The 25,292-nt window shown below is 57.3% G+C and carries 24 protein-coding genes; 2 read left to right on the top strand and 22 right to left on the bottom strand.

Going from position 1 to position 25,292, the window contains the following annotated elements:
* Positions 1-93: 93 nt before the first annotated feature.
* The 12 genes from htpG to GY33_RS0115210 form a co-directional block, all read right to left on the bottom strand.
* Positions 94-2,016, bottom strand: a complete 1,923-nt coding sequence (gene htpG, locus GY33_RS0115265) for a molecular chaperone HtpG (protein WP_051822695.1) — start codon at positions 2,014-2,016, stop codon at positions 94-96.
* A 176-nt stretch (positions 2,017-2,192) separates the two neighbouring features.
* Positions 2,193-2,480, bottom strand: a complete 288-nt coding sequence (locus GY33_RS0115260) for a hypothetical protein (RefSeq protein ID WP_031388162.1) — start codon at positions 2,478-2,480, stop codon at positions 2,193-2,195.
* Positions 2,481-2,591: 111 nt separating this feature from the next.
* Positions 2,592-3,941 carry a M48 family metalloprotease gene (locus GY33_RS0115255; RefSeq protein ID WP_031388161.1) on the bottom strand — a complete coding sequence of 450 codons (1,350 nt, stop codon included), beginning with the start codon at positions 3,939-3,941 and terminating at the stop codon, positions 2,592-2,594.
* Positions 3,942-4,121: 180 nt separating this feature from the next.
* On the bottom strand, positions 4,122-5,111 hold the full coding sequence (locus GY33_RS0115250) for a hypothetical protein (protein ID WP_152555213.1): 990 nt from the start codon (positions 5,109-5,111) through the stop codon (positions 4,122-4,124).
* A complete protein-coding gene (gene thrB / locus GY33_RS0115245; protein WP_051822704.1) occupies positions 5,108-5,689 on the bottom strand; it encodes a homoserine kinase in 582 nt (193 codons plus the stop codon). Before thrB ends, GY33_RS0115250 begins: the two co-directional genes overlap by 4 nt.
* A gap of 169 nt (positions 5,690-5,858) precedes the next feature.
* Positions 5,859-6,584, bottom strand: coding sequence for an ABC transporter ATP-binding protein (locus GY33_RS0115240; protein ID WP_031388158.1), 726 nt, complete (start codon positions 6,582-6,584; stop codon positions 5,859-5,861).
* Positions 6,581-7,348, bottom strand: coding sequence for an ABC transporter ATP-binding protein (locus GY33_RS0115235; protein ID WP_031388157.1), 768 nt, complete (start codon positions 7,346-7,348; stop codon positions 6,581-6,583). The genes GY33_RS0115240 and GY33_RS0115235 overlap by 4 nt, the downstream gene beginning before the upstream one ends.
* A gap of 19 nt (positions 7,349-7,367) precedes the next feature.
* Complete coding sequence (locus GY33_RS0115230) at positions 7,368-8,381, bottom strand: branched-chain amino acid ABC transporter permease (RefSeq protein WP_031388156.1); 1,014 nt, start codon at positions 8,379-8,381, stop codon at positions 7,368-7,370.
* A gap of 63 nt (positions 8,382-8,444) precedes the next feature.
* The gene (locus GY33_RS0115225) at positions 8,445-8,933 is read right to left on the bottom strand and encodes a DUF3368 domain-containing protein (protein WP_031388155.1); all 489 of its coding nucleotides are present in this window, start codon (positions 8,931-8,933) and stop codon (positions 8,445-8,447) included.
* Complete coding sequence (locus GY33_RS0115220; RefSeq protein ID WP_031388154.1) at positions 8,926-9,177, bottom strand: UPF0175 family protein; 252 nt, start codon at positions 9,175-9,177, stop codon at positions 8,926-8,928. Before GY33_RS0115220 ends, GY33_RS0115225 begins: the two co-directional genes overlap by 8 nt.
* A 12-nt stretch (positions 9,178-9,189) precedes the next feature.
* Entirely contained in the window at positions 9,190-10,113 is a 924-nt protein-coding gene (locus GY33_RS0115215) for a branched-chain amino acid ABC transporter permease (protein WP_031388153.1), read from the bottom strand.
* A gap of 84 nt (positions 10,114-10,197) precedes the next feature.
* On the bottom strand, positions 10,198-11,355 hold the full coding sequence (locus GY33_RS0115210; protein WP_051822703.1) for an ABC transporter substrate-binding protein: 1,158 nt from the start codon (positions 11,353-11,355) through the stop codon (positions 10,198-10,200).
* 450 nt (positions 11,356-11,805) lie between these two features.
* Between GY33_RS0115210 and GY33_RS19990 the strand changes: the two genes are divergently transcribed.
* Entirely contained in the window at positions 11,806-13,962 is a 2,157-nt protein-coding gene (locus GY33_RS19990) for a methyl-accepting chemotaxis protein (RefSeq protein ID WP_051822694.1), read from the top strand.
* Between the two features lie 86 nt (positions 13,963-14,048).
* On the opposite strand, the gene GY33_RS0115195 is transcribed toward GY33_RS19990, so the two are convergent.
* Positions 14,049-14,948 (bottom strand): 50S ribosomal protein L11 methyltransferase, encoded by a 900-nt coding sequence (locus GY33_RS0115195; RefSeq protein WP_031388150.1) that lies wholly within the window; start codon positions 14,946-14,948, stop codon positions 14,049-14,051.
* A 267-nt stretch (positions 14,949-15,215) separates the two neighbouring features.
* Between GY33_RS0115195 and GY33_RS0115190 the strand changes: the two genes are divergently transcribed.
* Positions 15,216-17,036: a hypothetical protein gene (locus GY33_RS0115190; RefSeq protein WP_031388149.1), complete on the top strand. Its 1,821-nt coding sequence runs from the start codon at positions 15,216-15,218 to the stop codon at positions 17,034-17,036.
* A 135-nt stretch (positions 17,037-17,171) separates the two neighbouring features.
* On the opposite strand, the gene GY33_RS21105 is transcribed toward GY33_RS0115190, so the two are convergent.
* The 9 genes from GY33_RS21105 to uxx1 all read right to left on the bottom strand — a co-directional run bounded on the left by GY33_RS21105 (position 17,172) and on the right by uxx1 (position 25,211).
* Positions 17,172-17,504, bottom strand: coding sequence for a hypothetical protein (locus GY33_RS21105; protein ID WP_152555212.1), 333 nt, complete (start codon positions 17,502-17,504; stop codon positions 17,172-17,174).
* A gap of 9 nt (positions 17,505-17,513) precedes the next feature.
* Positions 17,514-17,936 carry a hypothetical protein gene (locus GY33_RS0115185; RefSeq protein ID WP_031388148.1) on the bottom strand — a complete coding sequence of 141 codons (423 nt, stop codon included), beginning with the start codon at positions 17,934-17,936 and terminating at the stop codon, positions 17,514-17,516.
* A 205-nt stretch (positions 17,937-18,141) separates the two neighbouring features.
* Positions 18,142-18,393 carry an Lcl C-terminal domain-containing protein gene (locus GY33_RS0115180; protein WP_161788487.1) on the bottom strand — a complete coding sequence of 84 codons (252 nt, stop codon included), beginning with the start codon at positions 18,391-18,393 and terminating at the stop codon, positions 18,142-18,144.
* A 67-nt stretch (positions 18,394-18,460) separates the two neighbouring features.
* Positions 18,461-18,898: an Lcl C-terminal domain-containing protein gene (locus GY33_RS0115175; RefSeq protein ID WP_161788486.1), complete on the bottom strand. Its 438-nt coding sequence runs from the start codon at positions 18,896-18,898 to the stop codon at positions 18,461-18,463.
* Between the two features lie 267 nt (positions 18,899-19,165).
* Positions 19,166-20,362, bottom strand: coding sequence for a hypothetical protein (locus GY33_RS0115165; protein ID WP_031388144.1), 1,197 nt, complete (start codon positions 20,360-20,362; stop codon positions 19,166-19,168).
* 460 nt (positions 20,363-20,822) lie between these two features.
* Positions 20,823-21,683, bottom strand: coding sequence for an SDR family NAD(P)-dependent oxidoreductase (locus tag GY33_RS0115160; RefSeq protein WP_031388143.1), 861 nt, complete (start codon positions 21,681-21,683; stop codon positions 20,823-20,825).
* Positions 21,684-21,971: 288 nt separating this feature from the next.
* Positions 21,972-23,144: a helix-turn-helix domain-containing protein gene (locus GY33_RS21360; RefSeq protein ID WP_035272402.1), complete on the bottom strand. Its 1,173-nt coding sequence runs from the start codon at positions 23,142-23,144 to the stop codon at positions 21,972-21,974.
* Between the two features lie 458 nt (positions 23,145-23,602).
* Positions 23,603-24,802, bottom strand: a complete 1,200-nt coding sequence (locus tag GY33_RS21355; protein ID WP_161788485.1) for a LuxR C-terminal-related transcriptional regulator — start codon at positions 24,800-24,802, stop codon at positions 23,603-23,605.
* A 208-nt stretch (positions 24,803-25,010) separates the two neighbouring features.
* A complete protein-coding gene (uxx1, locus tag GY33_RS21795; RefSeq protein WP_084185204.1) occupies positions 25,011-25,211 on the bottom strand; it encodes a UXX-star selenoprotein family 1 in 201 nt (66 codons plus the stop codon).
* Between the last annotated feature and the right edge of the window lie 81 nt (positions 25,212-25,292).

The raw sequence follows: 25,292 nt of genomic DNA, 5'->3' as shown, positions 1-25,292 counted from the left end.
CGGACACATAGGTCCGCCCCTACGTCACGACGATCTCCATGCAAAGGTCACTATCCTCATAGATTTCGTGCGATCCAGGAAAACAGATGATAATCAGGAACCCGTCTCAACCTTTCCCGATGACTCCCCTGCTCCGCCAACCGCCCGCTCCAGAATCCGATACGTCCGGTCCACCATGTTTCTGGGTTCGATGAGCAGGCCGGCCTGGACCATGGCGTTGTCCAGGATTTGTTCGGCCACGGTGCGGGCAAATGGCTCGTCGGTTTGGCGCAGCGCGGCCAAGCCCTTGATCAGGGGATGGCGGGCGTTGATTTCCAGATCCTTGGCCGAGATGGGCAGGTCGCCCTGGCGGCCCGCGGCGCGCATGATCCGTTCCATGGAACTGGTCATATGCGCGTCCGGGTTGACGATCATGGCCGGGCTGCCTTCCAGGCGTTTGGACTCCTTGACCTCCTTGACCCGGTCGCCGAGCACGCCTTTCATCCAGGCGGCCAGGTCCGTGGCCTGGGCCTTGTCCATCTCTTTCTCGGCTTCCGGCTGGTCTTTCTGATCCTTCTGGTCCGCGTCCAGCTCCGGCAGCTCGATATCTCCCCGATCCGCGGAAACCAGCTTCTTACCCTCGAATTCCGCCAAGTGGCCCATCACGAAGTCGTCGATGGGGTCCATGGTGTAGATCACTTCCAGGTCGCGCTTGCGGAAGGCCTCGATGTACGGACCGGCCTCGATGGCTTCGCGGTTGGAGCCGTGGATGTAAAAGATTTCCTTCTGGGCGATCTTCATCCGACCCAGATAGTCGGCCAGGGACGTCTGCTTGCCGGGCTCCGTGGTGGAGGACTCGAAGCGCAGCAGCTTGCCCAGCGCTTCCCGATGGCCGAAGTCGCTAACCACGCCTTCTTTCAGGAAGTAGCCGAAATCACGCCAAAAGGTCTCGTAAGTCTCGGGCTGGTTCTTGGCTGTCTCTTCCAGGTGCTTCAGGAAACGTTTGGTGACCACGGAATTGATCTTGCGCACCAGGGAGCTGTCCTGCAGGGCTTGGCGGGAGATATTCAGCGGCAGGTCCTCGGAGTCGATCACGCCTTTCAGGAAGCGCAACCATTCCGGAAGGATGGTTTTGGAATGCTGCTCGATGAGTACACGCTGACAATACAGGTTGACCCCGGGCTCGGTGCGGCCCAGGCCGTACTTCTCGAAATTGTCTTTGGGCACGAAGAGCAGAGCCTTGATGGCCAATGGGGCGTCTGTGTCGAAATGCAGCCGGAGCAGCGGCTCGTCAAAAGCGTTGCCCACGAACTTATAGAATTCCGAGTACTCCTCGTCCGTTATCTCGCTTTTGCTCTTGGTCCACAGAGCCTGGACCGTGTTCACTGCCTCGCCGTCCAGGAGGATCGGAAAGGGCACGAAGCTGGAGTACTGCTTGATGATCCGTTTGATCCGCTCCGGGTCCGCGAATTCAGCCGCGTCGTCCTTGAGCTTCAGGACAATGGACGTGCCTCTCGGCAATTCGGATGCCGCTGTGATGGTGTAGGCTCCTCCGCCGTCGGACTCCCAGACATGGCCCGTGTCGTCCTGGCGATAAGAGCGGGAGGTCACCCGGACCGTGCCCGCGACCATGAAGGCGGCGTAGAATCCGACGCCGAACTGGCCGATCAGGTTGACGTCCTTGGTCCCCTCGGCCAGTTGGGACAGGAAGGTCTTGGTTCCGGAGTGGGCGATGGTCCCCAGGTTGGCTTCCAACTCGCCGCGATCCATTCCGATGCCGGTATCCGTGATAGATAGGGTCTTGGCGTCCTTGTCCACCGTGATCCGGATTTCCAGGGGCAGGTCCGGGTCCGCCCCCGGGTCGGTCAAACTCTGATGCCGATACCGCTCCAACGCGTCCGCGGAGTTGGAAATCAGCTCCCGAAGGAAAATTTCCCGCTCCGTGTACAGCGAGTTGATCACGATATCGAGGATCTTCTTGACCTCGGCCTGAAACTCCCTGGTTTCACCAGTGCCTTGCGATGCTTCCACGTTCATATCCGTTCTCCTTTTCCTTACTCGGGATGTTTTATAATGCGCCACACAGCAAAAAGTGCCTACAGATAATATTTTATGCGACGGCGTCAACCCGAGAGAGATGGATATGAAGCGGAATTGAGTTCGTGAACCTCAAAAGTCAAAATCGGAATCGAAAAAACGCCCAAGCCAAACACTCATCCCAAAGGACTTAACAGTTCCCGGACCCGGTCCATGTTCAAATTGGCATGCAGGTTCCCCAACTGAGCGCCTTGCCCGGAATGTTTGATCTGTTCGAGACTTTGCCGGACATCGCCGGATGAGACCTCTCCGCTCGTACTCGTAAAGGAGTGGCGCGGATGAATACTCGTCTTATCCCCGGCCATTCGAGGTTCGACACCTCGCTTGAGGTCCTGAATTTTATCCTGGAGGGTCTTCAGATAGTCATGGCCGGCAAAAACACTGTCAGCGCCATCGATTCTCATAGTATTGCTCCTTCCTTGTCGACGGTTGAGGTGGTCAAAAAATTCAGCCTGCCAGGGAAATGCAAAATGGAGGCCGTGATTCACCTTTCCGACGACGATCGGAGCAAGTGCTCAAGGCGAGATATAGCCCCATTCCACCAGGCGGCCGTAGGCGTGCTCGGCTTGTCCACCCTGGCGGACGCTGCCGAGAAAACGCTGGTATTCCTGGGCGGACTGACTGCGGCGACCCATGGCTTCCAGGGAAATGCCCTTGAGAAAGACCGTGTTCGGATTTCCGGGAAGCAATTTTTCATAACGGTCAAACTGATCGTAAGCTGCATCGAACTGTTTCAGATTCAGTTTGGCCACGCCGCTGACATGATGGGCCTGAGCTTCGGCGGGATAGATGTTCCGGGCCTTGTCCGCGAAGAACTCGGCCCGCTGGGGCCGATCCATGGCCAGTTGGCACTTGGCCATCAGCACCAACCCGGCGTAATCCTCCGGGGCCTGACGCAAGGCGTCGTCCAGGGCGGTTTCAGCCGGAGAAAATCGTTCCTGGCGCATCAGCTTTTCCCCTTCCTGCATCTTCTCGATGGCCCCCTTGATCTGGCGCAGGCCGGCGGTGTGGTCCATGTAGCGTTCGCGATACAGAGGCTGGGTTCGGGCGTGGGCATGCGTGCTCCCGGCCTCCCGGACCGCGGTCTGGTAGCGCTCCTCGCTCATGGGGTGGGTGGAGAACATCATCTCAATGGCCGAGGGATTGTTCTTCTGCATCTTGCGCAACACGTCCATCAGGCCGACCATGCCCTCGGGGCTGTATCCGGACTTGGTCATATACTCCATGCCCAGACTGTCCGCCTGCCGCTCGTCGTTGCGGCTATAGTGAGCCAACAGCGCCCCGGCGGCCACCCCGCCCAAACCAGCGGCAACGGCTCCCCAGGTCTCGCCTTGGGACGCCAGGGCCGCCGAAGCGCCCAGGAGGACCACGCTGGTCAGGATGCCCGTCGACATCCGCGCCGCCGTATGCCGGGCGTTGACATGGCCCATCTCGTGGCCCAGCAGCCCGGCCAGCTCCGCTTCGTCCTGCATTTCCAGCATGATCCCTCTGGTGGTGGCCATGCTGCCTCCGGGGAAGGTGTAGGCATTGACGTAGGTCGCGTTCACGCACCGATATGAGTACGGCATGTGCGGGCGATGGGTGAACCCCGTCATGCTCTCCCCCACCGTAGTGATGTACTGATTCAGCCGAACGTCCTGGACCGCTCCGTAATCCGAGGAAAACTGATGCGGCGAATGTTCCTTGTCCAAAGCGATTTCATTGGCCTCGGACAGAAACATCAACTGCTGCTGTCCGGTGACTGGATTGACGGCGCAGCCCGTGGCCGCCCCAGCTGTTCCCACCGTGGCCAACCAAATAAAATCCCGTCTGGTCATGGCCCGGGCCCCAATTCGTCGTGCAAAGCCGGAATATCGATTATGCATATTCCTCCTCTCTGTTTCGTATCGATCAGATCGTGTTCATTACCGTTGGCTTCACATAATCTTCCGAACTGCAACGTCAAGTACGTCCATACCTCACTGTAACCTTGGCCGTCGTGGTCGGGAGATGCGGCTGCCGAGGCGGGTGGCAGTGGCTGCTACTCGCGTGTTAAAGCGTGGCGGTCAGAAAAACAGTCGAAATGGAATGATCCGTTTTTCCAGCAGATAGTTCAGGATGGGATCGCGGCCCTGGAGGACGACGCGTTTGGTGGGGGTTTCCTGGACGATGAGCAGGGGGACGCCGCGGAAGCCGCTGTTGCGCAGGAACGTGCCGCCCTTGCGCGCGGCCTCGGAGACCTTTGGCTGAATGGCAATGTCCGGAGCGGCCGCTCGCTCCACCAGGAGAATGGCTTGAAACGGATTGTCGGCGGTTTCCGGCAGGTCGAGGAGAGCCGTAAGTTTGCGCTGGTCCTCGGGCTGAGTGTCCAGGGGCACGAGGTTCCATTCGCCGCTGACCGGGGGATGCGTGGCCAGACTGGCCAGGACATGGGTGCAAAACGGGCAATGCAGGCTGAAAAAGTAGTAGAGTTGAGGGTAGGTGGACGTATCCGCGCGGTGGGTGACCAGGACGGTTTCCCGCAGGTCCGGGGTTCGCTCGGGGAACAGAAACATGGCCTGAGAAGCAAAGGCCGCGGTCCAGACGGCCAACCCCATGACCACCGCGGCCAGGGACTTCCGGGCCGCGCCGAAAGCCAGCAGGATCAGCAACAAGGTCACGCCGACGGCGTAACAGAGCACGCAGGTTTCCTGAATCCCGAAGCGCTGGAAGCCCAGGATTCCACCGTCAAACGCCAAGCCGGCGGTCAGGATGATGGCGATGAGCAGCCAAAGCCAGTTCTTGTCCCATTGCCGGGCCAGAAAAAATGCTCCGGCCAGGAGCCAGAAAAAGATCACTCCCAGCCCGATAAATACCTTTTCGCCGAATTTGACGAAGGTTCCAACCACGGCGCACCCCGCCGTAGGACACAGTCCACCTCGCCCGGTCTCCATCAGCCAGTATTCCAGACTCAGGGCCAGGGCCGCGATCACGGACAACATCACAGGCAGCCAAGAAATGATCACGCTTCCGCGATCCGGCGCGCCCAAGATAATTGTTCCTCGTTTTTGCTTCATGTTCGCCCCAAAAAGTTTTTCAGTTGGTCCAATAGCCCCGGACGAAGTCGTTCCAGCGCAGTGTCGATGGAACAGTCGTCCATGTCCAGGGTCAGGTCCGCGGCGGACCGGTAGAGAGGTTCGCGCTCGGCATAAAGCTGCTCCAAAGTTTGTTCCGGCCGTCTGGCCAACCCTCGGCCTCGGGCGTCCCGGACCCGATCACAGATCGTGCCCACACCGACCCGCAGATAAACCACCGGTCCCAGTTCCCGCAAGCGCCCTACAGCTCTTGGCCCATAGACCACGCTCCCCCCGGTGGCCACCACGGTCCGCCACAACCAGAGCTTCGCCACGACGTCCTCTTCGGCCCGCAGAAAGTCCTCCAAACCGAATTGGTCCAACAATGCCTGCAATGGCGCGCCCCAATGCGCTTCCATCAGTCGATCCGTATCCACCAAGGCCCAACCCAGGTCCTGGGCCAGGGCCCGACCCAAGGTGCTCTTCCCGGCCCCGGCCATGCCGATCAGGCTAAGGCAGGGCACGGTCCGCGGGGCGAGGCCGGGGGAGGTTTGGCGGAGGTCGGGATACGGCGCGGGCATGGGCAAGCTGAGAGTCAGGCCAGAATCGAGGTCGAAATCGCTATCGAAATCGAAATCGGCATCAGAAGAACTGTTGGTGACGCATTGTGAGGCATTGTCGTTGAAGATCGATTTCGATGCCTGCCAGATCGGACAAGACTGGAGGATCGAAGACAAATCAGCCCATGGACTACCCGCCGAGATAGGCTTTCTTGATCTCCGGGTGGTCCATGAGTTCGGAGCACGACCCCGAGATGCGGATTTGGCCGGTGTCCAGGACGTAGGCCCGGTGGGCGAACTGGAGGGCCAGGCGGGCGTTCTGCTCCACCAGGAGGATGGTCATGCCGTTCTGGTTCAGGCGCTTCAAGGCGCGAAACATGTCGTACATCAACAGCGGGGCCAGACCCATGGACGGCTCGTCCAGCATCAGAAACTTGCAGCCGGTCATCAGGGCCCGACTCACGGCCAGCATCTGTTGTTCGCCGCCGCTCAGGGATTCGCTGCGCTGGTGGCGGCGTTCATGCAACCGGGGAAACAGGTCGAAAATCTGTTGGTATTCCTGTTCCAGATTCTCGCCGGGCTTCCGGGAATACGTGGCCAGTTGCAGGTTCTCCATGACCGTCAGGTTGCCGAAAATGTGCCGCCCTTCCGGGCATAAGGCGATCTTCAGGTTGGCCACCACGTCGTGGGCCTGGGTTTTCAACAGGCTTTGTCCTTGAAAACTGATATCTCCTTCCGTGACCCGGGGGGCCTCCGGCGGGGTCAGGCGGGCGATGGACATCAGGGTGGTGGATTTGCCCGCGCCGTTGGCCCCGATCAGGGTGACCACCTCGCCCTGATCCACATGAAAGCTGATTCCGTGCAGGGCCTGAATATTACCGTATTTGACCTTGAGGTTATCCACTGAAAGCATCACAGCGCTCCATCTCCCAGATAGGCTTTGATCACGTCGGGGTTGTTCTGAATCTGGTCGGGCGTGCCTTCGGCGATGGTCGCGCCGAAGTCGATCACTTTGATCCATGTGCACAGGCTCATGACCACGTCCATCTGGTGCTCGATCATCCAGATGGTCAGCTTGAACTCCTTGTGAATCCAGCGGATCAGTTCAATCAGACCTTCGATGTCCGTGGAGTTCAACCCCGCCGCCGGTTCGTCCAAAAGCAGCAGGGACGGCTTGCCCGCCAGGGCCCGGGCGATCTCCACCCGTCGCTGCAATCCATAAGGCAGGTTTCTGGGGCGCTCTTGGGCGTAGCGATCCAGTTTCAGGGCTTCAAGAATTTCATGGGCGCTGTGCTCAATATCCGCCTCGGCCCGCTGATAGCGACGGGTCCGGACCAGGGCGTCCACCAGATTGTAGCCCAGGGTCTGGTGCCGGGCCAGACGGATGTTGTCCAGCACGGTCATGTCGTGCCAGAGCCGGATGTTCTGAAAGGTCCGGGCCACGCCCAAAGCCGTGATCTTGTGCGGCTTGAGCCGTCGGGTGTCCGTGCCCTTGAACAGAATGTTTCCCTGGCTGGGCTTGTAAAAGCCGCTGACCAGATTGAAGACCGTGGTCTTGCCCGCGCCGTTGGGCCCGATCAGGCCGTTCAGTTCGCCGCCGTCAAAGCGCAGGTTGAAGTCGGACAAGGCGCACAAACCGCCAAAAATCTGGGTCACTGATTGAATTTCCAGCAAGGCCATTTATCGTTCTCCTCCCACCCTACTTGAACTGAATCCAGCGGCGCAGGCGCGGAAAAATATCGGACAGCTCCCGGTTGCCCATGATCCCTTCGGGCCGGAAGTGCATCAAAATAATCAACATCAGGGGCACGATCACCCATTTGATGATCTGCAAGGGCCGCATGGCTTCCATCAGCAAAGTGAACAATACCGCGGAAAGCACCGATCCTGTCAGGGAGCCCATGCCGCCCAGGTAGACCATGACCATGATTTCCGTGGTCTTCAGGATGCCGAAGGCCCCGGGATTCACGTAGCCCAGGACGTGGGCGAATAAGCCCCCGGCCAGACCGGCCAGGCCGGAGGAAAGCATGAACGCCACCACCTTCATCTTGTTGGTGTTCACGCTCATGATCTCCGCGGCCACCTCGTCCTGACGGATGGCGATGATTCCCTTGCCGTAGGTGGAGGAAACGAAACGCCGGATAATCCAGATGGTGAAGACGGTGCAGATGAATATCCAGATCATCATCCAAGGCAGTTCGATCACGTCCTCCATGAACACCACCACGGAGCGCATGCCCATGAACCCGCGGGGACCGCCGATGGCGCTGATGTTCTCGATGGTGCTCTTGACGATGTACAGGGAGGCGATGGTGATGATGGCCAGATAGTCGTCCCGGGTCTTGAAAGAAGGAATGGCCACCAGCAGTCCGGCCAGGGCCGCGGCCACGGCCCCGCCCAGCAGGCACAGGGGAAAGATAACCAGGGCCAGTTCCGGGGACAGGACCGCCGGTCCGAAAACTCGATCGTCGGTCAGCAGCCAGACCGAAAGCAGAGAGGAAACATACGCCCCCACGGCCATGAACCCGGCATGCCCGCAGGAGAATTCGCCCATGTAGCCGTTGACGATGTTCAGGCTGGAGGAAAGGATGATGTTGATGCCCATGAACATGATCACGGACTGGATGTAAAGGTCGATCATGCCGCCCTGGCTCATGCCGATCAGTCCGGCGAATAGCGCGGCCAGCAAAATGGGGACGGTAAAACGCTGCATGGATTCGGTCCGCCTCTCGGGAGTGATAATGGATGGAGTGATAATGGATAAGGTTGTTGTTGATCAGGGTTGCTCGCCAACCCTGGACAGTGCTTCACGGATCAAGATTGGTGAAAGATATGAACCGCTGGCGACCAAGTGCTCTATTAAAGGTCGTGCGGCCGGGATGAGTCCGGCTTTCTTGGCGCGCAGAACAATGCCCAAACTGCCGAGCAACGGAATTCCGTGCGCTTTGGCCGCGGCACGAGCTTTATTGTCATCAAGAATTGCCCTGCCTGTCCCATCAAGGCATTGAGCCAATACTTGCCCCTCTCCCGCGCCGATGTCCCAACGTATCACTGAAACAGGAACCGGCATATCCGGCCAAATATAAGGCTTGACCCAGTCGAGAGTTTGCCGAGTGGCTGTCTCAATCCTGCCGACGGAAATCTCCTCGACTACCGCTGCCGGCACGACGACTCGGGGAGCAAGTCGATGAAGCAGGTCAAGCTTCCTGATTTTACCAAGTAATATCAGAGGAGATGCGTTGACCACCCAAAGATGCTCAGCCATCGTTCAATTCCGCTTCAAGTTCGTCCAAATCGAGTTGAATAGCGGGAATTCGACGACGACGCAATTCATCAATGAACTCGATTCGGCTTTGCCCGGCGATCTCAGCGGCTTTTTCCTGGGAAACACGTTGCTCGGCATACCACTGAACAGCCGCCGCTATGCGCATTTCCCGAGCAAACTCGGCTGGCGGTAGGCGCAAGGTGGAAAAAATGTTTTCCGGTACATCGATGGCCAGCTGGGTCATGATGACACCTCCCTAAATCTTCGTCGTCTGGGCCATGCCGAAGATGCCCGTGGGCTTGATGGACAGGATCAGCAGCAGGATGCTGAAGGCGATCAGATCCCGGAAGGTGGACGGAAAAAAAGCCACGACCATGATTTCCAAAAAGCCGAGCAGAAAGCCGCCCACGAAGGCCCCCCGGATGTCCCCGATCCCGCCGACAACCGCGGCGATAAAGGCCTTCCAGCCGATCATCGCGCCCATGTACGGTTCCAGGACCGGATAGGACATGGAATAGAGCAGTCCGGCCAGCCCGGCCAGGGACGAGCCGAGAACAAAGGTGATCACCACGATGGTGGCCACGGGAATGCCCATCAGCGGAATGGCGAAGCGATCATAGGAAATGGCCCGCATGGCCATGCCGATCCGCGTTTTGGAGATGATGGTGTAGAGCATGGCGAAGACCAAAAACGCGGCCAAAATGGTGGCCACGCGCAGATTGGTGAACGTGACCCCGCCGATGGTGTACACGCTGCGCTCCACCAGGTCCGGAAAGCTGCGTCGGCTGGCGCCCAGCACGGCCAGGTTGGCGTGCTGGAGAATCAGGCCGCACATCAAGGCCGTGATCACCACGTACAGTCGGTGAGCCCCCTTGTTGCGCAGCGGACGATAGGCCACCCGCTCAATGGTCACGCCCACCCCGGCCGTAAGAATCATGGTGATGGGAATGGTCAGGAGCAGCACCATGGGATTGGAAAGGCCGAAGGAAAAGTCCGTGTACGTGCCCATCAAAAAAGTGGCCGCGAAGTAGGCGATAAACGCGCCGACCATGAAAATGTCGCCATGGGCGAAGTTGATCAGGCGCAGCACCCCGTAGACCAGGCAATAGCCCAGAGCGATCAGGGAATAGAAGCTGCCCCACTGCAAGGCGTTCATGATGTTCTGAAACAGAGATTCCACGACAAATCCTCGGGAAGAAAAGGTTGGAGCTGATCCGGGACGAACGCTGAACATCCGTCCCGGATCAGAAATTAATAGGCTAGGTTACGGGCAAACAGACTCGGTGAACTCGAATTCGCCGGCGTCGTTGATTTTGACCACCACGGCGCACTTGATGGGGTCGCCTTCGTCGTCAAAACGCATGGAGCCGGTAATGCCGTCGAACTCTTCGATAGCGGCCATGGCATCGCGGATGGCGGCCCGGTCGTTGCGCAGGTTGCCGGACAAACCACCGGTGGATTGGATGGCTTCAAGGACCAAACGTGTCGCATCCCAGGTCAGGGCGGCCACGTCGTCCGGCGTGTAGCCGTACTTGGCCTGGTACTTTTCGATGAAATCCTTGGTGGCCCCGGTGGCCCCGGCAGCGGCGTAGTGGGTGGAGAAGTAATGACCTTTGCACAGGTCGCCGCACAGGGTCATCAGTTCGGCGGAGCCCCAGGCGTCGGCGCCCATGAACGGGCCGGTCCAGCCCAGGTCGCTGGCCTGCCGAACGATCAAGGCCACCTCGTTGTAGTTGTTGGGCAGGAAGATGAAGTCCGGCTGGGCCGAGAGAATTTTCGTCAACTGGGCACTGAAATCCTGATCCCGGTCGCCGTAGGATTCAAAGGCCACAACGGAACCTTTTCCATTTTTCGATTCAAAATCATCCCGAAAGAATTCGGCCAGCCCTTTGCTGTAATCATTCGCCAGAGCAAAAAGTACGGCTGCCTTGTCGGCATTAAACTGCTTCATGGCAAAATCCACGGCCACGGGAGCCTGGAACGGATCCAGGAACGCAGCCCGGAAGACCCAGGGACGATTCAATGTCGCATCAGGGTTGGTGGACCAGGGAGAAATCATCGGAGTGCGGTTGTCGTTGGCAACCTGCCCTGCCGGCACGGCCTGCTTGCTGGACTGCGGGCCGACAATGGCCAGAACGCGGTCCCGGTCGATCAGCTTGAGCATGGTCATGACCGCGGATTCCGGTTTGGACTCGTTGTCCTCGTAGATGAAGCGCAATTCATGCTTGACGCCGCCGACTTCCAGACCGCCCTGGGCCATGATTTCCTCGCGCAGCATTTCCGCTGCATAGCGGGAGGATTCACCGACCTTGGGGATGTCCCCGGTCAGCGGAATGACGAACCCGAGGGTGATGGTATCGGACGCATCGGCCGGGGAGTACTCGCCCTGCCCTCCCAAAGCAAAAAAACATCCAAGAATCATAACCGAAAAAAGAATACTTACTCGCCGCAAAGACATCGCTCGCCTCCTGAAATAAATGGTTAACGGACCCACTACCATGGGATGAAGGAGGACTTAGACGAAGTTCCAAGAAAATAAAAGAGGTGGTGACCTTTTTTTTCGAAAAAATTTACGACCCTGCTCATCCATACGAGCTTCAAAACGAGGTTCTGAGCCGCGCGATCCTCGTGAAATTCGGGACAAGACTGTCGCTTGCTTGACCTCTTTTTGATTTCTTGGCAAAGGCTCAAGCAGTATTAGCTAAAAAGCAAGCTTATGAATCATAAATCTTATTTTTTTTGCATATCCAGCGAAATCGTTCTATTTTAGTCGTATTTCGCTTTTCAATAAAACGTGACTTATCAGACGGCGGTCATCGCCGTCTGAACTTTTATCATTCCCGCAATGCCCGCCACAAAAGGAGGTTTTTTCGTGCGCATCAAGCTTCGAGAAAAAGTTTTCATCCCCTTGTTCATCGCCCTGCTCATGCTGGGCGCGGTGATGTACTTCGTGACGAACTCCAATCTGAAACGTCTAAGCAGCGAGTTCGTCACCCAGATCGGTCTGGGCAAGGTGGCTGAGATTGAGGCGGCCATGGATATGGCGAGCATGAAGGCCCAGGAACTGACGGCGCTCTTCACCAGATTGCAGTCGGTCCAACGAGCCTATCAGATCGCCCTTTCCGGAAACATTGACGACGAGGCCGACCCCATGCTCCAGCAGGCCCGCCAAATGTTGCGCAACGAGTTGCTCCACACCCTGCAAGGCTACGAGGCTGTGATGGATGACCGGCTGAAACTGCACTTTCACCTGCCCAACGGACGCAGCCTGGTCCGGCTCTGGATGGACAGAAACTTTCGTCGCGACGGCCAGTTGATCGACATTTCCGACGATATCTCCGGCTTCCGCCAAACCGTGATGGAAGCCAACCGGGAACGACGTCTGGTGCAGGGTCTCGAAGTCGGTGTTGGAGGCTTCGACATCCGCAGCGTCCTGCCGCTGACCTCCAGTCGGGGCGAACACCTGGGCAGCGTGGAGATGCTGGTGGAGTTCGAACCAATCCTGCGGACCGCGGCCGCCAGGGAAGGACAGCACCTGCTTCTTTTCATGAATTCGGACCTCTTGCGCATCGCCCAGCGCCTGCAAGACGCCTCGAAGCATCCGTTGATCGGCGATCAATTCGTAAGAGTTTCCGGGGCTGACGACCCGGCGGTCAACAACCTGATCACACCCGCCCTGCTCTCCCAGGCCAAATCGGAACTCTCCGTGGCCATCCTTGACAACTACTCCCTGACCGCCTTCCCGATCCAGGACTATGGCGGACGACAAATCGGCGTGATGGTCTATGTTTTGGACATTTCCAAAGAGCAAGAACTAATTCGTCACATCACCTGGTTGCTGATCGGACTGATTGGAGTCATTCTGCTGGTCTTCGCCGTGGTGGGGCAGGCCACGGTCTGGGCCGCGATTCTTAAGCCCATGAAGCAGTTGCTCGGCTTTGCCCAGAAGGTAGGGGCCGGCGATCTGGAAACTCGTGTCAACCTCGTTTCCCGTGACGAAATGGAAGAGCTGGGCATTGCCATGAATACCATGGTCGGCAACCTTGGGGACAAAATCATCGAGTCCGAGCAAAAAACCAAGGAAGCGGCCGAAGCCGTGGAAAGGGCCAACATCTGTACCCAGGACGCCGAGGAAGCCCGTAAGGAAGCTGAACGGGCTCGCCGGGACGGCATGCTTCAGGCCGCGGAACGCATCGACCAGGTAGTGGCCCGGATCGCCACTTCAGCCCAGGAGATGTCCAGGCAGGTGGACACCGCGAGGCAGGGCTCCGAGCAGCAGAAGATGCGTACCGGAGAAACGGCCACGTCCACGGAGCAGATGAACGCCACGGTACTGGAAGTGGCCAAAAACGCCTCCCATGCGGCCGAAGGTTCGGATCAGGCCAAAGTCAAGGCGCAATCCGGCGCGGACATCGTCCAAAATGCGGTCAAGGCCATTGCCGACGTGCAACGCAACGCTCTGGATCTGAAAAAGAAGATCGCCAGCTTGGGAGAAAAGGCCGAGGGCATCGGTCGGATCATGACCGTCATCGACGACATCGCGGACCAGACCAACTTGTTGGCCCTGAACGCGGCCATCGAGGCGGCCCGGGCCGGAGACGCCGGACGCGGCTTCGCCGTGGTGGCCGATGAAGTCCGCAAACTGGCTGAGAAGACCATGACCGCCACCAAGGAGGTCGGCGACTACATCTCCGCCATCCAGGTGGAGGTCCGGGACAATGCGGCCAGCGTGGACCAGACCGTGGAGTCGGTCAAGGGAGCCACCCAATTGGCCGCCAAGTCCGGCAAGGAACTGCGGGAGATCGTCAATCTGGCCGAATCCACTTCGGACCAGGTCCGCTCCATTGCCACCGCGGCGGAACAGCAATCCGCGGCCAGCGAGCAGATCACCCGCTCGGTGGAGGAAATCGACCGCATTTCCACGGAAAACGCCGAAGCCATGCATGCCTCGTCCAAGGCCATCGAGGATCTGAACGCGGGCCTGCACGAACTGAGCGGCTTGGTGGAGGAACTGAAGAGCGCTGGGTAACGGATCAGCGGAAGAAATACGATGGGGCGCGAAAAGTCCCACGCCAAAAGGGCCTCACGTCGGAGACGACGTGAGGCCCTTGCCGTTTATGTCCAGATCAGCGCGACCCATTCCCCGTCCGTCAGCCTTCGTGGCGCAGGCAGACCCTGGTCGCGGTACGCGGTCTCCACTCGCTCGGCCTGCTCCCCCAAAATTCCGGACAGGACCATGCTCGCCCCGGATTCCAGTCGCCGAGCCAGGGTCGGCGCCATATGCACCAACGGACCGGCCAGAATATTGGCCAGAATCAGCCCGAAACGCCGGTCCGGATCGAGTATTTCCAGGCCGCCCTTGCGGATGGTCACACCTTGAAAAATTTCATTCAAAGCCATGTTTTCCAAGGCGTTGGCCACGGCAACGGGGTCGATGTCCAGGGCCAGGCCGGACATCCCGAGCTTGGCGCAGGACAAAGCCAGAATGCCGGAGCCGGTTCCAAGGTCCAGAAAACCGGTATCACCGGAAACGGCCCCTTCCCTCCACAACATGGCCACGGCCTTCAGACACAGGGCAGTGGTGGCGTGATGCCCGGTGCCAAAGGCCATTTTCGGTTCTATGATCAGCGGAATCAGCCCGGAAGTCTCGCCCTCCGACTTCAGCCAAGGCGGCAGCACCAGGAAAGTCTCGTCAACGCGCACGGGACTGAAGAACTCTTTCCAGGATTCACTCCAATCCTTGTCTTCATATGTGGACTCGGACCAGATCACGTCCGGCCATTCCCGCTGGACCTCCCGCAGCAGTTCATCGGCCAGATTTCCCGTGAATTCTTGATCTGGATCATGAGCCAAAGTCCCTGCTTGCCCCGCGGGTTCAAAATGGATCACAAACCGAACCCGCCCCGACTCGGAAAGGTCCACCTCCCACCCCCAGGACACTCGCTGTGCCAGAAACCCGGCAAACCGATCCTCATCCTCCTCCGCCACCAGTAATTCTATTCGCGACAGTTTCATGACTCTCTTGTTCCATCATAAATTAATGGTTTATGTTTACATCTCAACACTAAAGCATGTTTTTACAAAACATATCAAGAAATGAGAAGAGGAGGTCGAAACGAGGACTCGCCTCCTTCGTGCCATTAGTGTTTTCAATTACAGTAAAACCTGCAATAATGTCGAAAAAGCTGAACAACGGGAAACGATGAATACGACTACGAAGTTTCGCGAAGCATCCACCACGGCAGTCCCAATCCAAATCCAATTGCCACAACCACTCTACCAATGATCTCCACCACGATCTCCAGCACGATCCCTCATGAACAATTCGTGGGCAATCTTCTCAAACAACTCGAAAAACGAGGATGGCGACTCCCGATAAACGCCGACGGGTTCGACTTCGTTCAATGCCTTGAACGTCTGCTGGCACAAATCCTTTCCGGCTGTCCAGCGGACCGGCACGTCGGCCTCAGGCCCCTGCCCGACTGGCTGGTGAATACCTTCCGAAGCGACGGCGACAAGGAACCCCTAAAATCCTTTCTTGACCACTCCGAAGTCTGGCACGACATCCTGGACAGCATGGCCTTGTGGCTGGACTACGACCATCTTCAAGCAGCCCCCTCCGACGAAATCTGGGAGGTTTTCGACCAACGGCGTTCAGTATTGAATGAAAATTCGTTTTTCAGATTTCTCGCCGGGAAAGAGTACGTCTTCAGGGAAGAGAACCCGATTTTTCAAAGACGTTCCGACTTCATCACCATGCCGCTGCGTCACCGGCTGGCCATGGCCGGGACATTTTTTCTGGAAAATTTCGGGACCAACGCCCATCGCGAGGCTTGTTTTGAGTTGCTCCAAAGCAACAAGAAAACCAGCAAAATACCGGATGCCTTTCTGCGCCTTCACGAGGAAGCATGTACCGACTCACTCAAGACCCATGTCGTGGTGGTTTCCGGTGATACCACGCTCTTTTTTTCCTTGCACGACTTTTTTCATGACCCGCGAAAGTCGGCCTGGCAGGATGGCTTTCCCTGTCTGGATAACAATTCCGTTCAGGAACTGATCGAATACTTTCGGGCCACTTTCATCAAGGGGAACGCAGTAACATGCCCGGCCAGCCACTTTAGGCACGAAACACTGATGCAACCCGGTTTCGTGAAATCATTGGCCATGATCTACTGGCGGAACAAGCTGCGAGATCATCTGGCTCAGAGAGAACGAAACACTCGAAATCGACTTCGGACCAAGCTGCTTGCGGATGACAACCAAGCAGGCTGCCAGCCGCAAACGTACCACAGCCGCCTGGTTCTTGAAAAAATTCCACTCAACGCCAAGGTGTCTCTGGAGTTCGTTTCAGAGTCAGGCCCCTCGACGCCGGGGATTGTCTGCCGCATGGGAGGGCTGAAAGACAGCTATCTGCTACTCACCGTACCCCCTTCAGAGCAAGCCCGATGTGAGGAGGCCACTCGCGAAACGCTGGTTTTTCGTTTCTCTATTCCACATAAGCACCAGGACCAGCGTTTCTATGCCTGTACATGCAGCCTCAGGCACGTCAAGCCGGTATCGAAAAGCACCACCGCTTTGGTCGTGGAGCCCATCCAGGACGTTTTCCCCCTGGATCGGAAACATCCTCGCGTGGCCGCGGACCTTTTGCCGATGCAGTCCGCTCACATCCACCTCGGGCTTGCAGGGCTGCCGGAAAATATGGAAACTCTGACCGAATCCGGGGAGCCCGTAGCCCTTTATACCGGGATATCCTCGTCAACCTGGCTGGAAGACATTTCAGCCGGGGGCGCGTGTCTCGCGGTCAGCTTGATCAGCTTGCGGGAAACGGTCATGGCGGTGCACGCCTCTGGCCGCTCTCCATCCGGCGTCCTTCATTTTCGCCGTACTTCCGGCAAGCGAAACAGCTCCGACGTATTGCTGGCCTTTCAGCTTGTCACTTTGCGACAGGGCCAGGACGCCTTGCGCGCCGGATTGCAGTTCCAGGCCGAGGCCGTCCGGTCAAAATCCGGAAAGCTGAGTTGGTGGCCAATCCACGACCTGGGTTGTCACGAGTTGAGTCGGATAATTTTCGCCGCGTTGCTCAGACGTCGCGATGCATTCTAGGCCGGAACGAGTATCCCATGTCCATGCGCCCCCTGGTCTGGGATTGATGGTGAATACCACCGAACCGTCCATCGCTGGTTTCACGGAAGGCGGCTGTCTGACGTATACCACTCCGCATGAGGCAATGGCCGGGAATCAGTCTCGATAGTGGCAATTGGATGGATGGTTGCCGTTTCTGACATTCTGCCACATCCACATGCATCCGGACTTGCATGATTGCCGCTCCATGCCGAAGTCGTACCATCCATCGCATCCGGTCCGGCACATCTGATAGGCGTCCGATAATGAGTATTCGCACGGAGGCGGTGCTGCCTGGGCATGGGATTCACGCGGCTGGAACACGTCGAAAAATGCCTGCAAAGCAGAATTCTGGAATCTGTATGCAGTTGCCGAGTCATGATAAAAATTCGTCATCAAGATTCCTGCGCCAAAACCAACGAGGATAACTACCAGTGCGATTTTTTTCATCTTTTCCTCTCACTTTTTGCAGAAGCCGTATTGATTGTCCTTGATGGGAAGTGCAACTGTCCCTGCTTTCCAGCAAATATCCCATGATGTATTTCCAGACAAAGGAGTGAAATTGGAAATTCCGTCCGTGTCACCTCCCTGGATCGTAACCGGCCTGATTTGCAGCCATTCACTTTGATGACTATTGCTCACATATATTCTCCCAGTCAGACCGGAAGGAACATAGTGCATGAAATCCAGGGATAAGGTTTCTTTGGGGTTCAAACCAATGGTCATGGCCAGTTCACTGTGGTCCGTGCCGGGCGCCACGCCATAACCATCAACAAATACGAGATGATCCGTCGGATTGCTGATCGTTGCCTCAAATGCTGATGCATGGGAAGCGCCCAGGAAAAGTATTATCATTAAAAAAATCAATGCGTTGTTTCTCATCTCTACCTCCATTTTCGTTGAGTGACAGGAAGCCGAATACATTCTGTTGCCGATTCTTTTTCGTCGCATCCAATCTCTTACCTCTGCCAACCGCCAGGGCATGGGGCTAAATCGCAAATATGGGCTTCGGGATGAGGCTGCGCCTTGGACAGCCTCATCCCGCCAAAGAGCCCAGTATTCAGAACAACCACAGCTCCCAAGCACCTCACTGTACGTTGCGGACCGGCCAGGCGAGGAAGTTGTAGAACCTGAGGTACTCGCCCATGCTGCCGTCACTCATATGCACGCTCCACGCGCGGTAGTCCGAGGCGGCCTCGCTGGACCAGTAGAGGCGCGAATGGTCCCCGGCGAATGGATGTCCGCCCCGCATTGCACGGTGTAAAGCCTGAAGCTCATCCTTGCTCGGCAGCTTCCAGCCGCCAATTCCGGAGATGCTGTAAGCACCGCATCTGGACAAGGTGTCATACCACAGCGACAATCCTATCCAGCCAAAGGGCTAAATCACCGACGAATCAAATCATCCATCACTGTCCGGCACGCACGGCACGAACGTAGCGGTCACTCGACTTATGGAGGCTGAACACGTTGCCGTCGTCGAAGTCGACGCGCCACGCGCGGCCCGCATCGTGGGCGTCGGTAATAGACGACCAGTAACCGGTCTCCACTACTTCCATCATAGATTTACAGGGAGAATGGTACAGTAGCCGTAATTCATGCAATTTCGGCAACCGCCAGTCGGAATGCCCGCCTAAAGAAAGGCTGGAGGCATACCTCATGGCGACATCCCAGACCATTTTACCTGCCGTGGCCTTCTGCCACATCAGGTCGTATCCGCCGTAGACCTCCGTCACTGTCCCGTTTCCGTTGTCCACGCACTGCTGGGCGAAAGCCGTTCCGGACATAACCAGCCCGGCCAGACAAAGAGTAACCGCCATAGCTGCAACCGCGATAAGCTTCTTCATGATCATTTCTCCTGTTGAGGTTGAACCGTTATGGTCTTGCATCTGGTTTAGCACGATCCATGCCATGATAAAAATGACACAATTTCAGTATATTGAAAAAACGCCAACCACATCTCACTGGAAGCTTGCGCCCACCTTGTTGGCACTGCCAACAATCCTGGCTATAGACATTTTTTTTGGCTTGCCTGACACCTGCCTGCCCAAAGCGCATATAGGGCCGTTTCTGCCTTCGCGGTTCGAGAACAAGGCCTGATGCGACATTTTCGGCTATTCCAGCGCCTCGGCCTTGATCCTGTCGATCTGAACCATAATCCGCAGCAGATACAAAAGGACAAAACCGTTGGAAGCGAGAATAATGCCCACGATCAGGGCGGGAATCATATTCGAGACAAGCATGGATGTACCGAAAAGCATCGCCAACACGCCCAACGTCAGTTGCGTCGCAAAAAGCCTGACCAGGATGGGCGGCACGGGCTCTCGCGGCTTGTCCGGTTTTTTGAACAACGCGATGCATACTCTTGCGATTGTCGCGGCGCCTCCACAGATATTCAGCACGCCCACGAGCAGCGTGAGCTGGAAAAGCAGGAACCCCGGAATGATGCAGGACACCGTCCCGAGTGACGCAACCACCAGACCCAGGATAAACAACAGCCAGGTCCGCGGAAAAGGGCCGATGGGCGTGCTGCCCAGGGCCATCATCTGGAGGGCGAAGAGCAGCAGTAGAAGTCCCAACTGCGCACCAGGCGCAAAAGGAAGCAGGCCCAGACTCACGGGAATCAGCAGCAGGCCAAGAAGCACCATGAAAAGGCAGAACAGGAGGATCATGGCCTTGTCAGTTGAGAGTTCTCCCTCTCCCCCGCCGGATGCCTGGGCTTCCGGATACATGCGACAGACTTTTTCCAGGGCGCAGGAAAGATAGATGAGTGATAATCCGTACAAAATGACGACAACGGCGGTCATGTGCGGGGCAAGGGCCCCGGGGAGCAGGACAACCAGGCCGATCACGATGGACAAGGCATACACCGCAGCGCATCCCAGGATCAGATGATGAAAAATACCCCCATGCTGTTTCCAGGCCCGGTATTTGTCCTTGGAAACAAAGAGCTGCACAAGCAGGGAAAAACCGCCCAGACCGAAACAGATGAAAAGCAGAATCCGGGGTACTTGGCCCAAAATCCCTGGAATAAAACAGGAGACAATCCCCAGGGCCGCGATGAGCAGCCCGATTGCAAGCAACGGCTTTGACCGCCGTGCATCACCGAAGGGGGTTCTTCCCAAGGCAATGATCTGCAAGGCGTAAAGAACCAGAAATAGGCCGTACAGACCGTTCTCGTAGTATGGCAGCAGCCCTTGCTGGACGGGGAAAAGCAGGATGCCCGCAAGCAATGCGATCAATCCCGCCGTGATCAGAATAACCACTTCAAACGCAAGAGCTGCTTCAGAGAGTAATCCGGGTTTTTTCATGGTGCGTCGTCCTTGCATGGGTTCGGGGCTTTGTTGCAAAAGTTATTATGCAACAAAGTTGTTGAAAGTTGATGGTTGAAAGTTGATTGTACTGTTTTAGGCTGAAACGATTAAATTTTTACTATGATGCCTTTAGGCCGCCCTTTCAGGGCTATTCTTGTTTTACCATCATCCCCAGGGCGTTGCCCTGGGCTACGATATAGCCGCCCCCTTGGGGCTTCAGACAAGCCCTGTAAGGGCGAAATATTACAGCCCAGGGCAACGCCCTGGGTAAACGCCCCAAAAAAATAGTAGCCCTGAAAGGGCGGCCTAAATGGCTGCAACTCTGGCCAAAATAAACATAATACTCCCGTTGGCGCACCAGCAAATTAAAATAATCGACCTCAAGCTGTATAAAAGAAATTTATCGCAACATTCCGTCGAGTCAGGGAAGACATTTCCGGACGTGTTCCCCCGACTTCTAAACGGTCCAACGTCCTTTTCTCCGCTCACGCGCCACGTTGAGCAGGTACTCGTCCACGTATTTCTCATAATCGGCATGGAAGCAGTGTTTTGCCCCTTCCAGATCGGGGTCGTCACCGAAGATGATGCGCTGGTTGCGGGCAGCCCCCGCTAGGATGCGCCGTGCGGACTGTTGCGGTGTCTGCGCGTCGTCAGGGGGCGGCATGTCGCCCCAGATGTTCGTGGCCGTTGTTCCGGGCGTGGCGGAGGAGAATTTAATGTCGTCGTCCCAGTATTCCGTGCGCAGTGAAAGCGTCAGGCCGTTGAGCGCGGCTTTTGTCGCGGAGTACATGCTCTGGAAGGCCATTGGCGCGAAGGCGATGCCGGAAATGACATTAATGACCTGGCCTCCGCCTTGTTTTTGCATGATGGGGATGACCGCGCGGCAGCCGTACAGCGCGCCGTAGAAATTGATGGCGAAGCCCTTTTCCCAGTCCTCGTTGGTCTGTACCGGAACACGTAATTGTTCCCCTGTCATGGAGCCCGGGGCGCAGGGTTCCGTAAAATACCCTGATAACCCGGCCCCGGCGTTGTTGATGAGCAGGTCGACGCGGCTGTTGAAGAACTCCGCGGCCTCGGCGATCATGTCCGCGACTTCCTGCTCAATGGTCACGTTGCACAACACGCCCTTCACCTTGCCCGGGTGTTTTGCCGAGAGCCGTTCCGTATGCGTATTCAGGTTGTCAGCATTGAAATCCGCGAGAACAACCTTTTTTGCGCCGTAATCAAGCAGTTCCTCGATCAGGGCCAGCCCGATGCCCGCGGCCGCGCCGGTGACAATGACGGTTTTGCCGCGAAAGTAGTCCTTGTTCATTTCCATTCGGGTTTCCTCCTTGTGCTGTTGATGCCGTTATCAACTGCCGGATAAAGAGCGCACACCGTGTGCTGATGAGAATCCGAGAGAGCATGCTCCCTCCATGCTTGCCCTTAGCAGTCCGTTGAAAAACTCCCAATTGCTGCGTCGCAGTAAAAAGCTCAAACTCTCACGTATGAATAAATACGCTTCGACCTTGAACTTTTTTTGCTCCTTGCACTTGGGGTTTTTGAACGGACTGTGGATAAGGACTTTGTCAACATTCAGTTAGACCCCCGACCTGTTTTTGGCGCACTAGTTGACGAATTTCACGATGTCCCGGCTGCGTCGGACGCCCAGCTTCTCCCGGATGATCTGCAGGGAGTAGGTGATGCCGGAAACGGTGGTATGCATCAGCTCGGCGATTTCCTTGGAGGTCTTGCCGTCCACAAGGTATTGGGAGATCGCGTATTCCCTGGAGGTCAGCAGCGTGGTCATGCGGCTTTTGAGCATCCGGTTGCGTAAGTCGGTCCACCCGGTGAAGGCTTCCTTCCATCCCTTGATGATTTCCGTGCGAACCCATGGGAAACGTTCACGGGCAACCTCCTCGAACACTCCCCGCATCGTACCCAGATGCTCGGAAAAGGGCGCGACAAGGCCGTAGGGGAGCGCGTGGTCAAGCGCCTGCGCGATCAGTTCCCGGGCGCGTTGCCTGTCGCCCATTGCCACGCAGGCGCTGACGCGCATGATCCGCAGATAGAGCCCCGCGATGGTGAAGCCCTGCTCCGGGACCAATGCCAGCACGGTTTCCGTCACTCCGAGCATGCGTTCCTGCTGGCGGGTGTTGTTCAGGTACAGGGCGTACAGGTAGAGCGCGAACGGCCTGACGTCCTCGGAAAAGCGCAGCACATCACCGTCTTTCAACCATTCCGGGAAGTGCTCCGGCGCATACACACCGGCGTAAACCACGGCTTCGGCAAGGTCGATGCAGTTTTGCGCGGACGGGCAGCCCGCGTACTCTTGGCGCCGGGCCTTCAGGGCATCCATGCCCCGGCGCAGGGCGTTTTCGTCTCCCTTGCGGATGGCGGCGATATTGCCCATGTGGATGCCGGTCAGGCGGAACGGGCTGGTTTCCGGCATTTGAGCGAGCAGTTCCAGGCTCTTTTGGATTTCCCCCCGAAGGAAGGCCAGTTCCGAGTAAAACTCGCGCCGGTGCTCAATGTCAGGCAGGCTCGCGGCGATTATCTCCACGCTTTGACCGTTAAAGCGCAGGTTGTCCAGAAGAAACAGGCCGGGGTAGAGCGGCTCGGGCTGTGTCGTCTCCGCCTTTGCGCGGTTGTCGAGCGGCTTTTGGGCATTCGCGGGGATCATCCATGCGCGCCCGTATTTTTTCGCGCCCGCAATTTTCCCTGACGCGCAATACCGCTGCACCACGCGGGGATCGACGCCCCATCGCGTGGCTGCTTCGGTTACGGAAATCCAATCCATATGCGGACTCCTCGGCCTCGGATAATGCTGTTGTCCGGATAGTATAATGGATGAATCAGTGCTTACGACTCCGCCCAAAAATTGAGTGTTTTGAGAGCCAGCATACCGCATCCCGTAGAAAAAACACTGAGTTTTTAAGGGGTATTTTCAGAGGTTTTTGAGCATTTTTTCAGCGTCCGAGAGATCGGATTTTGAATATTTCCGACTCTGCTTGAGGTCTGAAATATCTGAAAAAATGTTTGATATCGGACGATTGTGAGAGACAGGCGCAAGCGCAATGGACCTGATGCGACGACAAAAGGGGTGTCGGATAAGCGACAGAAAGGGGGAAGGAAATACTGGGATGCTGGGATGCTGGGATGAAAAGATGGTGGAAAAGTGTAAGATAATGCTGGAATACTGGAATACTGGAATACTGGGATTGTGGGACTGGTCGGCCGCTCACAGGCTTGGCCATTTCAGGTTGTCGGACCGTTCTCAGCGCACCAGTTGACGTATTTGGGGATATCGCGGCTGCGTTTGACGCCCAGCTTTTCCCGGATGATCCGCAGGGAATAGTTGACGCCGGCAAGGGTGGTGTTCATCAGCTTGGCGATCTCCTTGCAGCTCTTGCCATCCATGAGGTACTGGGAAATCGCGTATTCCCTGGAGGTCAGCAGCGTGGTCATGTCGCTTCTGAGGATGCGGTTGTGTATCTCGGTCCATCCGTTGAAGACCTCCTTCCATCCCTTGAGAATCTGCTTGTGAGCCCGCGGGAAACGCTCGCGGGACACCTCTTCGAGCACTCCCCGCATCGTGCCCAGATGCTCGGAAAAGGGCGCGAGCAGACCGTACGGGAGCGCGAGTTCAAGCGCCTGTTCGATCAGCTCCCGGGCGCGGTGCCTGTTGTCCATAATGACGTACGCGTTGACGCGCATGATTCGCAGATAGAGTTCCGCGACGGTGAAGCCGTGCTTTGGCGCCATAGCCAGCACGGTTTCCGTCACTCCGAGCATGCGTGACTGCTGGCGGGTGCTGTTCAGGTAAAGGGCGTAGAGGTAGAGCGCGAATGGTCTGGCTCCCGTTGGAAATCGGATCACATCGCCGTTTTTCAACCACTTTGGGCAATGGTTCGCCGCATACACGCTGGCGTAAACCACGGCTTCGGCGAGGTCGATGCAGTTTTGCGCGGACGGACAGCCCGCGTGTTCTTGGCGCCGAGCCTTCAACGTATCCATGCCCCGGCGCAGGGCAATGTAGTCGGCCTTGCGGATGGCGGCGATGTTTCGCACATAGATGCCGGTCAGGCGGAACGGGCTGTTCTCCGGTATTTGCGCGAACAGCTCCATGCTCTTTTGGGTTTCCCCCTGGAGGAAGGCCAGTTCGGCGAAGAATTCGCGCCGGTACTCGTCGTCAGGCAGGTCCGCGGCGATCTGCTGTGGGCTTCGCCCGTCAAAGCGCAGACTTTCCAGAAGAAACAGGCCGGGGTAGACGGGCCCGTGTTGCGCTTTGTCCGCGTTGGCGCGGTTGTCGAGAGGCTTTTCAGCCTCCGCGGGGATCATCCATGCGCGGCCGTATTTTTTCGCGCCCGATATTCTCCCGGACGCGCAATACCGCTGTACCACCCGGGGATCGACGCCCCATCGCGCCGCTGCCTGGTTTATGGCAATCCAATCCATGCGAGGACTCCTTCACCTTGGATAGCATGGGGTAGTTATACGACAGAGCCGTGGCGGCCAAAGGGCCTGGGACGTCTCCTCGCGTCACGGCATGCATCGACCATCCAAAATGCCGCATGCGGAAAGAACGAAAAACCCGGCATCACGGCGACGGGCGCTCTTGATGCCGGGCAGATGAGCTTCGGCGACCGCCGAAGCGTTAGACGCCTCAGGTGCCTCCAAAACCCACGGTGGCCTTGCCATTGATCACGATCACCGGGACTTTGCGTTGGCCCTGGCTGTGAGTGAGCATTTCCTCCATCCGGCCGGGATCCGTCTTCACGTCGTGATAAACATGACCCGGATGCGCCTCACGGGCGTTGGTGGTGTAGGGTCAGCCCTGTTTGCCGTAGATGATCGTCTGACTCATACCGACCTCCTGAATAAAGAGTGTGATGGGAGAGCCAAGGTTTGCCATCCTTGATCTTCCCGAGTCAACGCATTCCCCGCT

Origin of the sequence: Desulfonatronum thiodismutans, from assembly GCF_000717475.1 — a bacterium.
Lineage (GTDB): Bacteria > Desulfobacterota > Desulfovibrionia > Desulfovibrionales > Desulfonatronaceae > Desulfonatronum > Desulfonatronum thiodismutans.
The sequence above is the reverse complement of the archived record's forward strand: the minus strand, read 5'-3'. Positions and strand labels throughout refer to the sequence as shown.

Bases quoted from the DNA above. Each gene is read 5' to 3' on its own strand.
- GY33_RS0115255 (WP_031388161.1), bottom strand. From the start codon at position 3,941: ATGCATAATCGATATTCCGGCTTTGCACGACGAATTGGGGCCCGGGCC.
- GY33_RS0115175 (WP_161788486.1), bottom strand. From the start codon at position 18,898: ATGAAGAAGCTTATCGCGGTTGCAGCTATGGCGGTTACTCTTTGTCTG.
- GY33_RS0115190 (WP_031388149.1), top strand. From the start codon at position 15,216: ATGATCTCCACCACGATCTCCAGCACGATCCCTCATGAACAATTCGTG.
- htpG (WP_051822695.1), bottom strand. From the start codon at position 2,016: ATGAACGTGGAAGCATCGCAAGGCACTGGTGAAACCAGGGAGTTTCAG.
- GY33_RS0115220 (WP_031388154.1), bottom strand. From the start codon at position 9,177: ATGACCCAGCTGGCCATCGATGTACCGGAAAACATTTTTTCCACCTTG.
- GY33_RS0115260 (WP_031388162.1), bottom strand. From the start codon at position 2,480: ATGAGAATCGATGGCGCTGACAGTGTTTTTGCCGGCCATGACTATCTG.
- GY33_RS0115185 (WP_031388148.1), bottom strand. From the start codon at position 17,936: ATGAGAAACAACGCATTGATTTTTTTAATGATAATACTTTTCCTGGGC.
- GY33_RS21355 (WP_161788485.1), bottom strand. From the start codon at position 24,802: ATGGATTGGATTGCCATAAACCAGGCAGCGGCGCGATGGGGCGTCGAT.
- GY33_RS0115230 (WP_031388156.1), bottom strand. From the start codon at position 8,381: ATGCAGCGTTTTACCGTCCCCATTTTGCTGGCCGCGCTATTCGCCGGA.
- GY33_RS0115235 (WP_031388157.1), bottom strand. From the start codon at position 7,348: ATGGCCTTGCTGGAAATTCAATCAGTGACCCAGATTTTTGGCGGTTTG.
- GY33_RS21105 (WP_152555212.1), bottom strand. From the start codon at position 17,504: ATGAAAAAAATCGCACTGGTAGTTATCCTCGTTGGTTTTGGCGCAGGA.
- GY33_RS21360 (WP_035272402.1), bottom strand. From the start codon at position 23,144: ATGGATTGGATTTCCGTAACCGAAGCAGCCACGCGATGGGGCGTCGAT.
- thrB (WP_051822704.1), bottom strand. From the start codon at position 5,689: ATGCCCGCGCCGTATCCCGACCTCCGCCAAACCTCCCCCGGCCTCGCC.
- GY33_RS0115160 (WP_031388143.1), bottom strand. From the start codon at position 21,683: ATGGAAATGAACAAGGACTACTTTCGCGGCAAAACCGTCATTGTCACC.
- GY33_RS0115225 (WP_031388155.1), bottom strand. From the start codon at position 8,933: ATGGCTGAGCATCTTTGGGTGGTCAACGCATCTCCTCTGATATTACTT.
- GY33_RS0115250 (WP_152555213.1), bottom strand. From the start codon at position 5,111: ATGAAGCAAAAACGAGGAACAATTATCTTGGGCGCGCCGGATCGCGGA.
- GY33_RS0115165 (WP_031388144.1), bottom strand. From the start codon at position 20,362: ATGAAAAAACCCGGATTACTCTCTGAAGCAGCTCTTGCGTTTGAAGTG.
- GY33_RS0115210 (WP_051822703.1), bottom strand. From the start codon at position 11,355: ATGATTCTTGGATGTTTTTTTGCTTTGGGAGGGCAGGGCGAGTACTCC.
- GY33_RS0115195 (WP_031388150.1), bottom strand. From the start codon at position 14,948: ATGAAACTGTCGCGAATAGAATTACTGGTGGCGGAGGAGGATGAGGAT.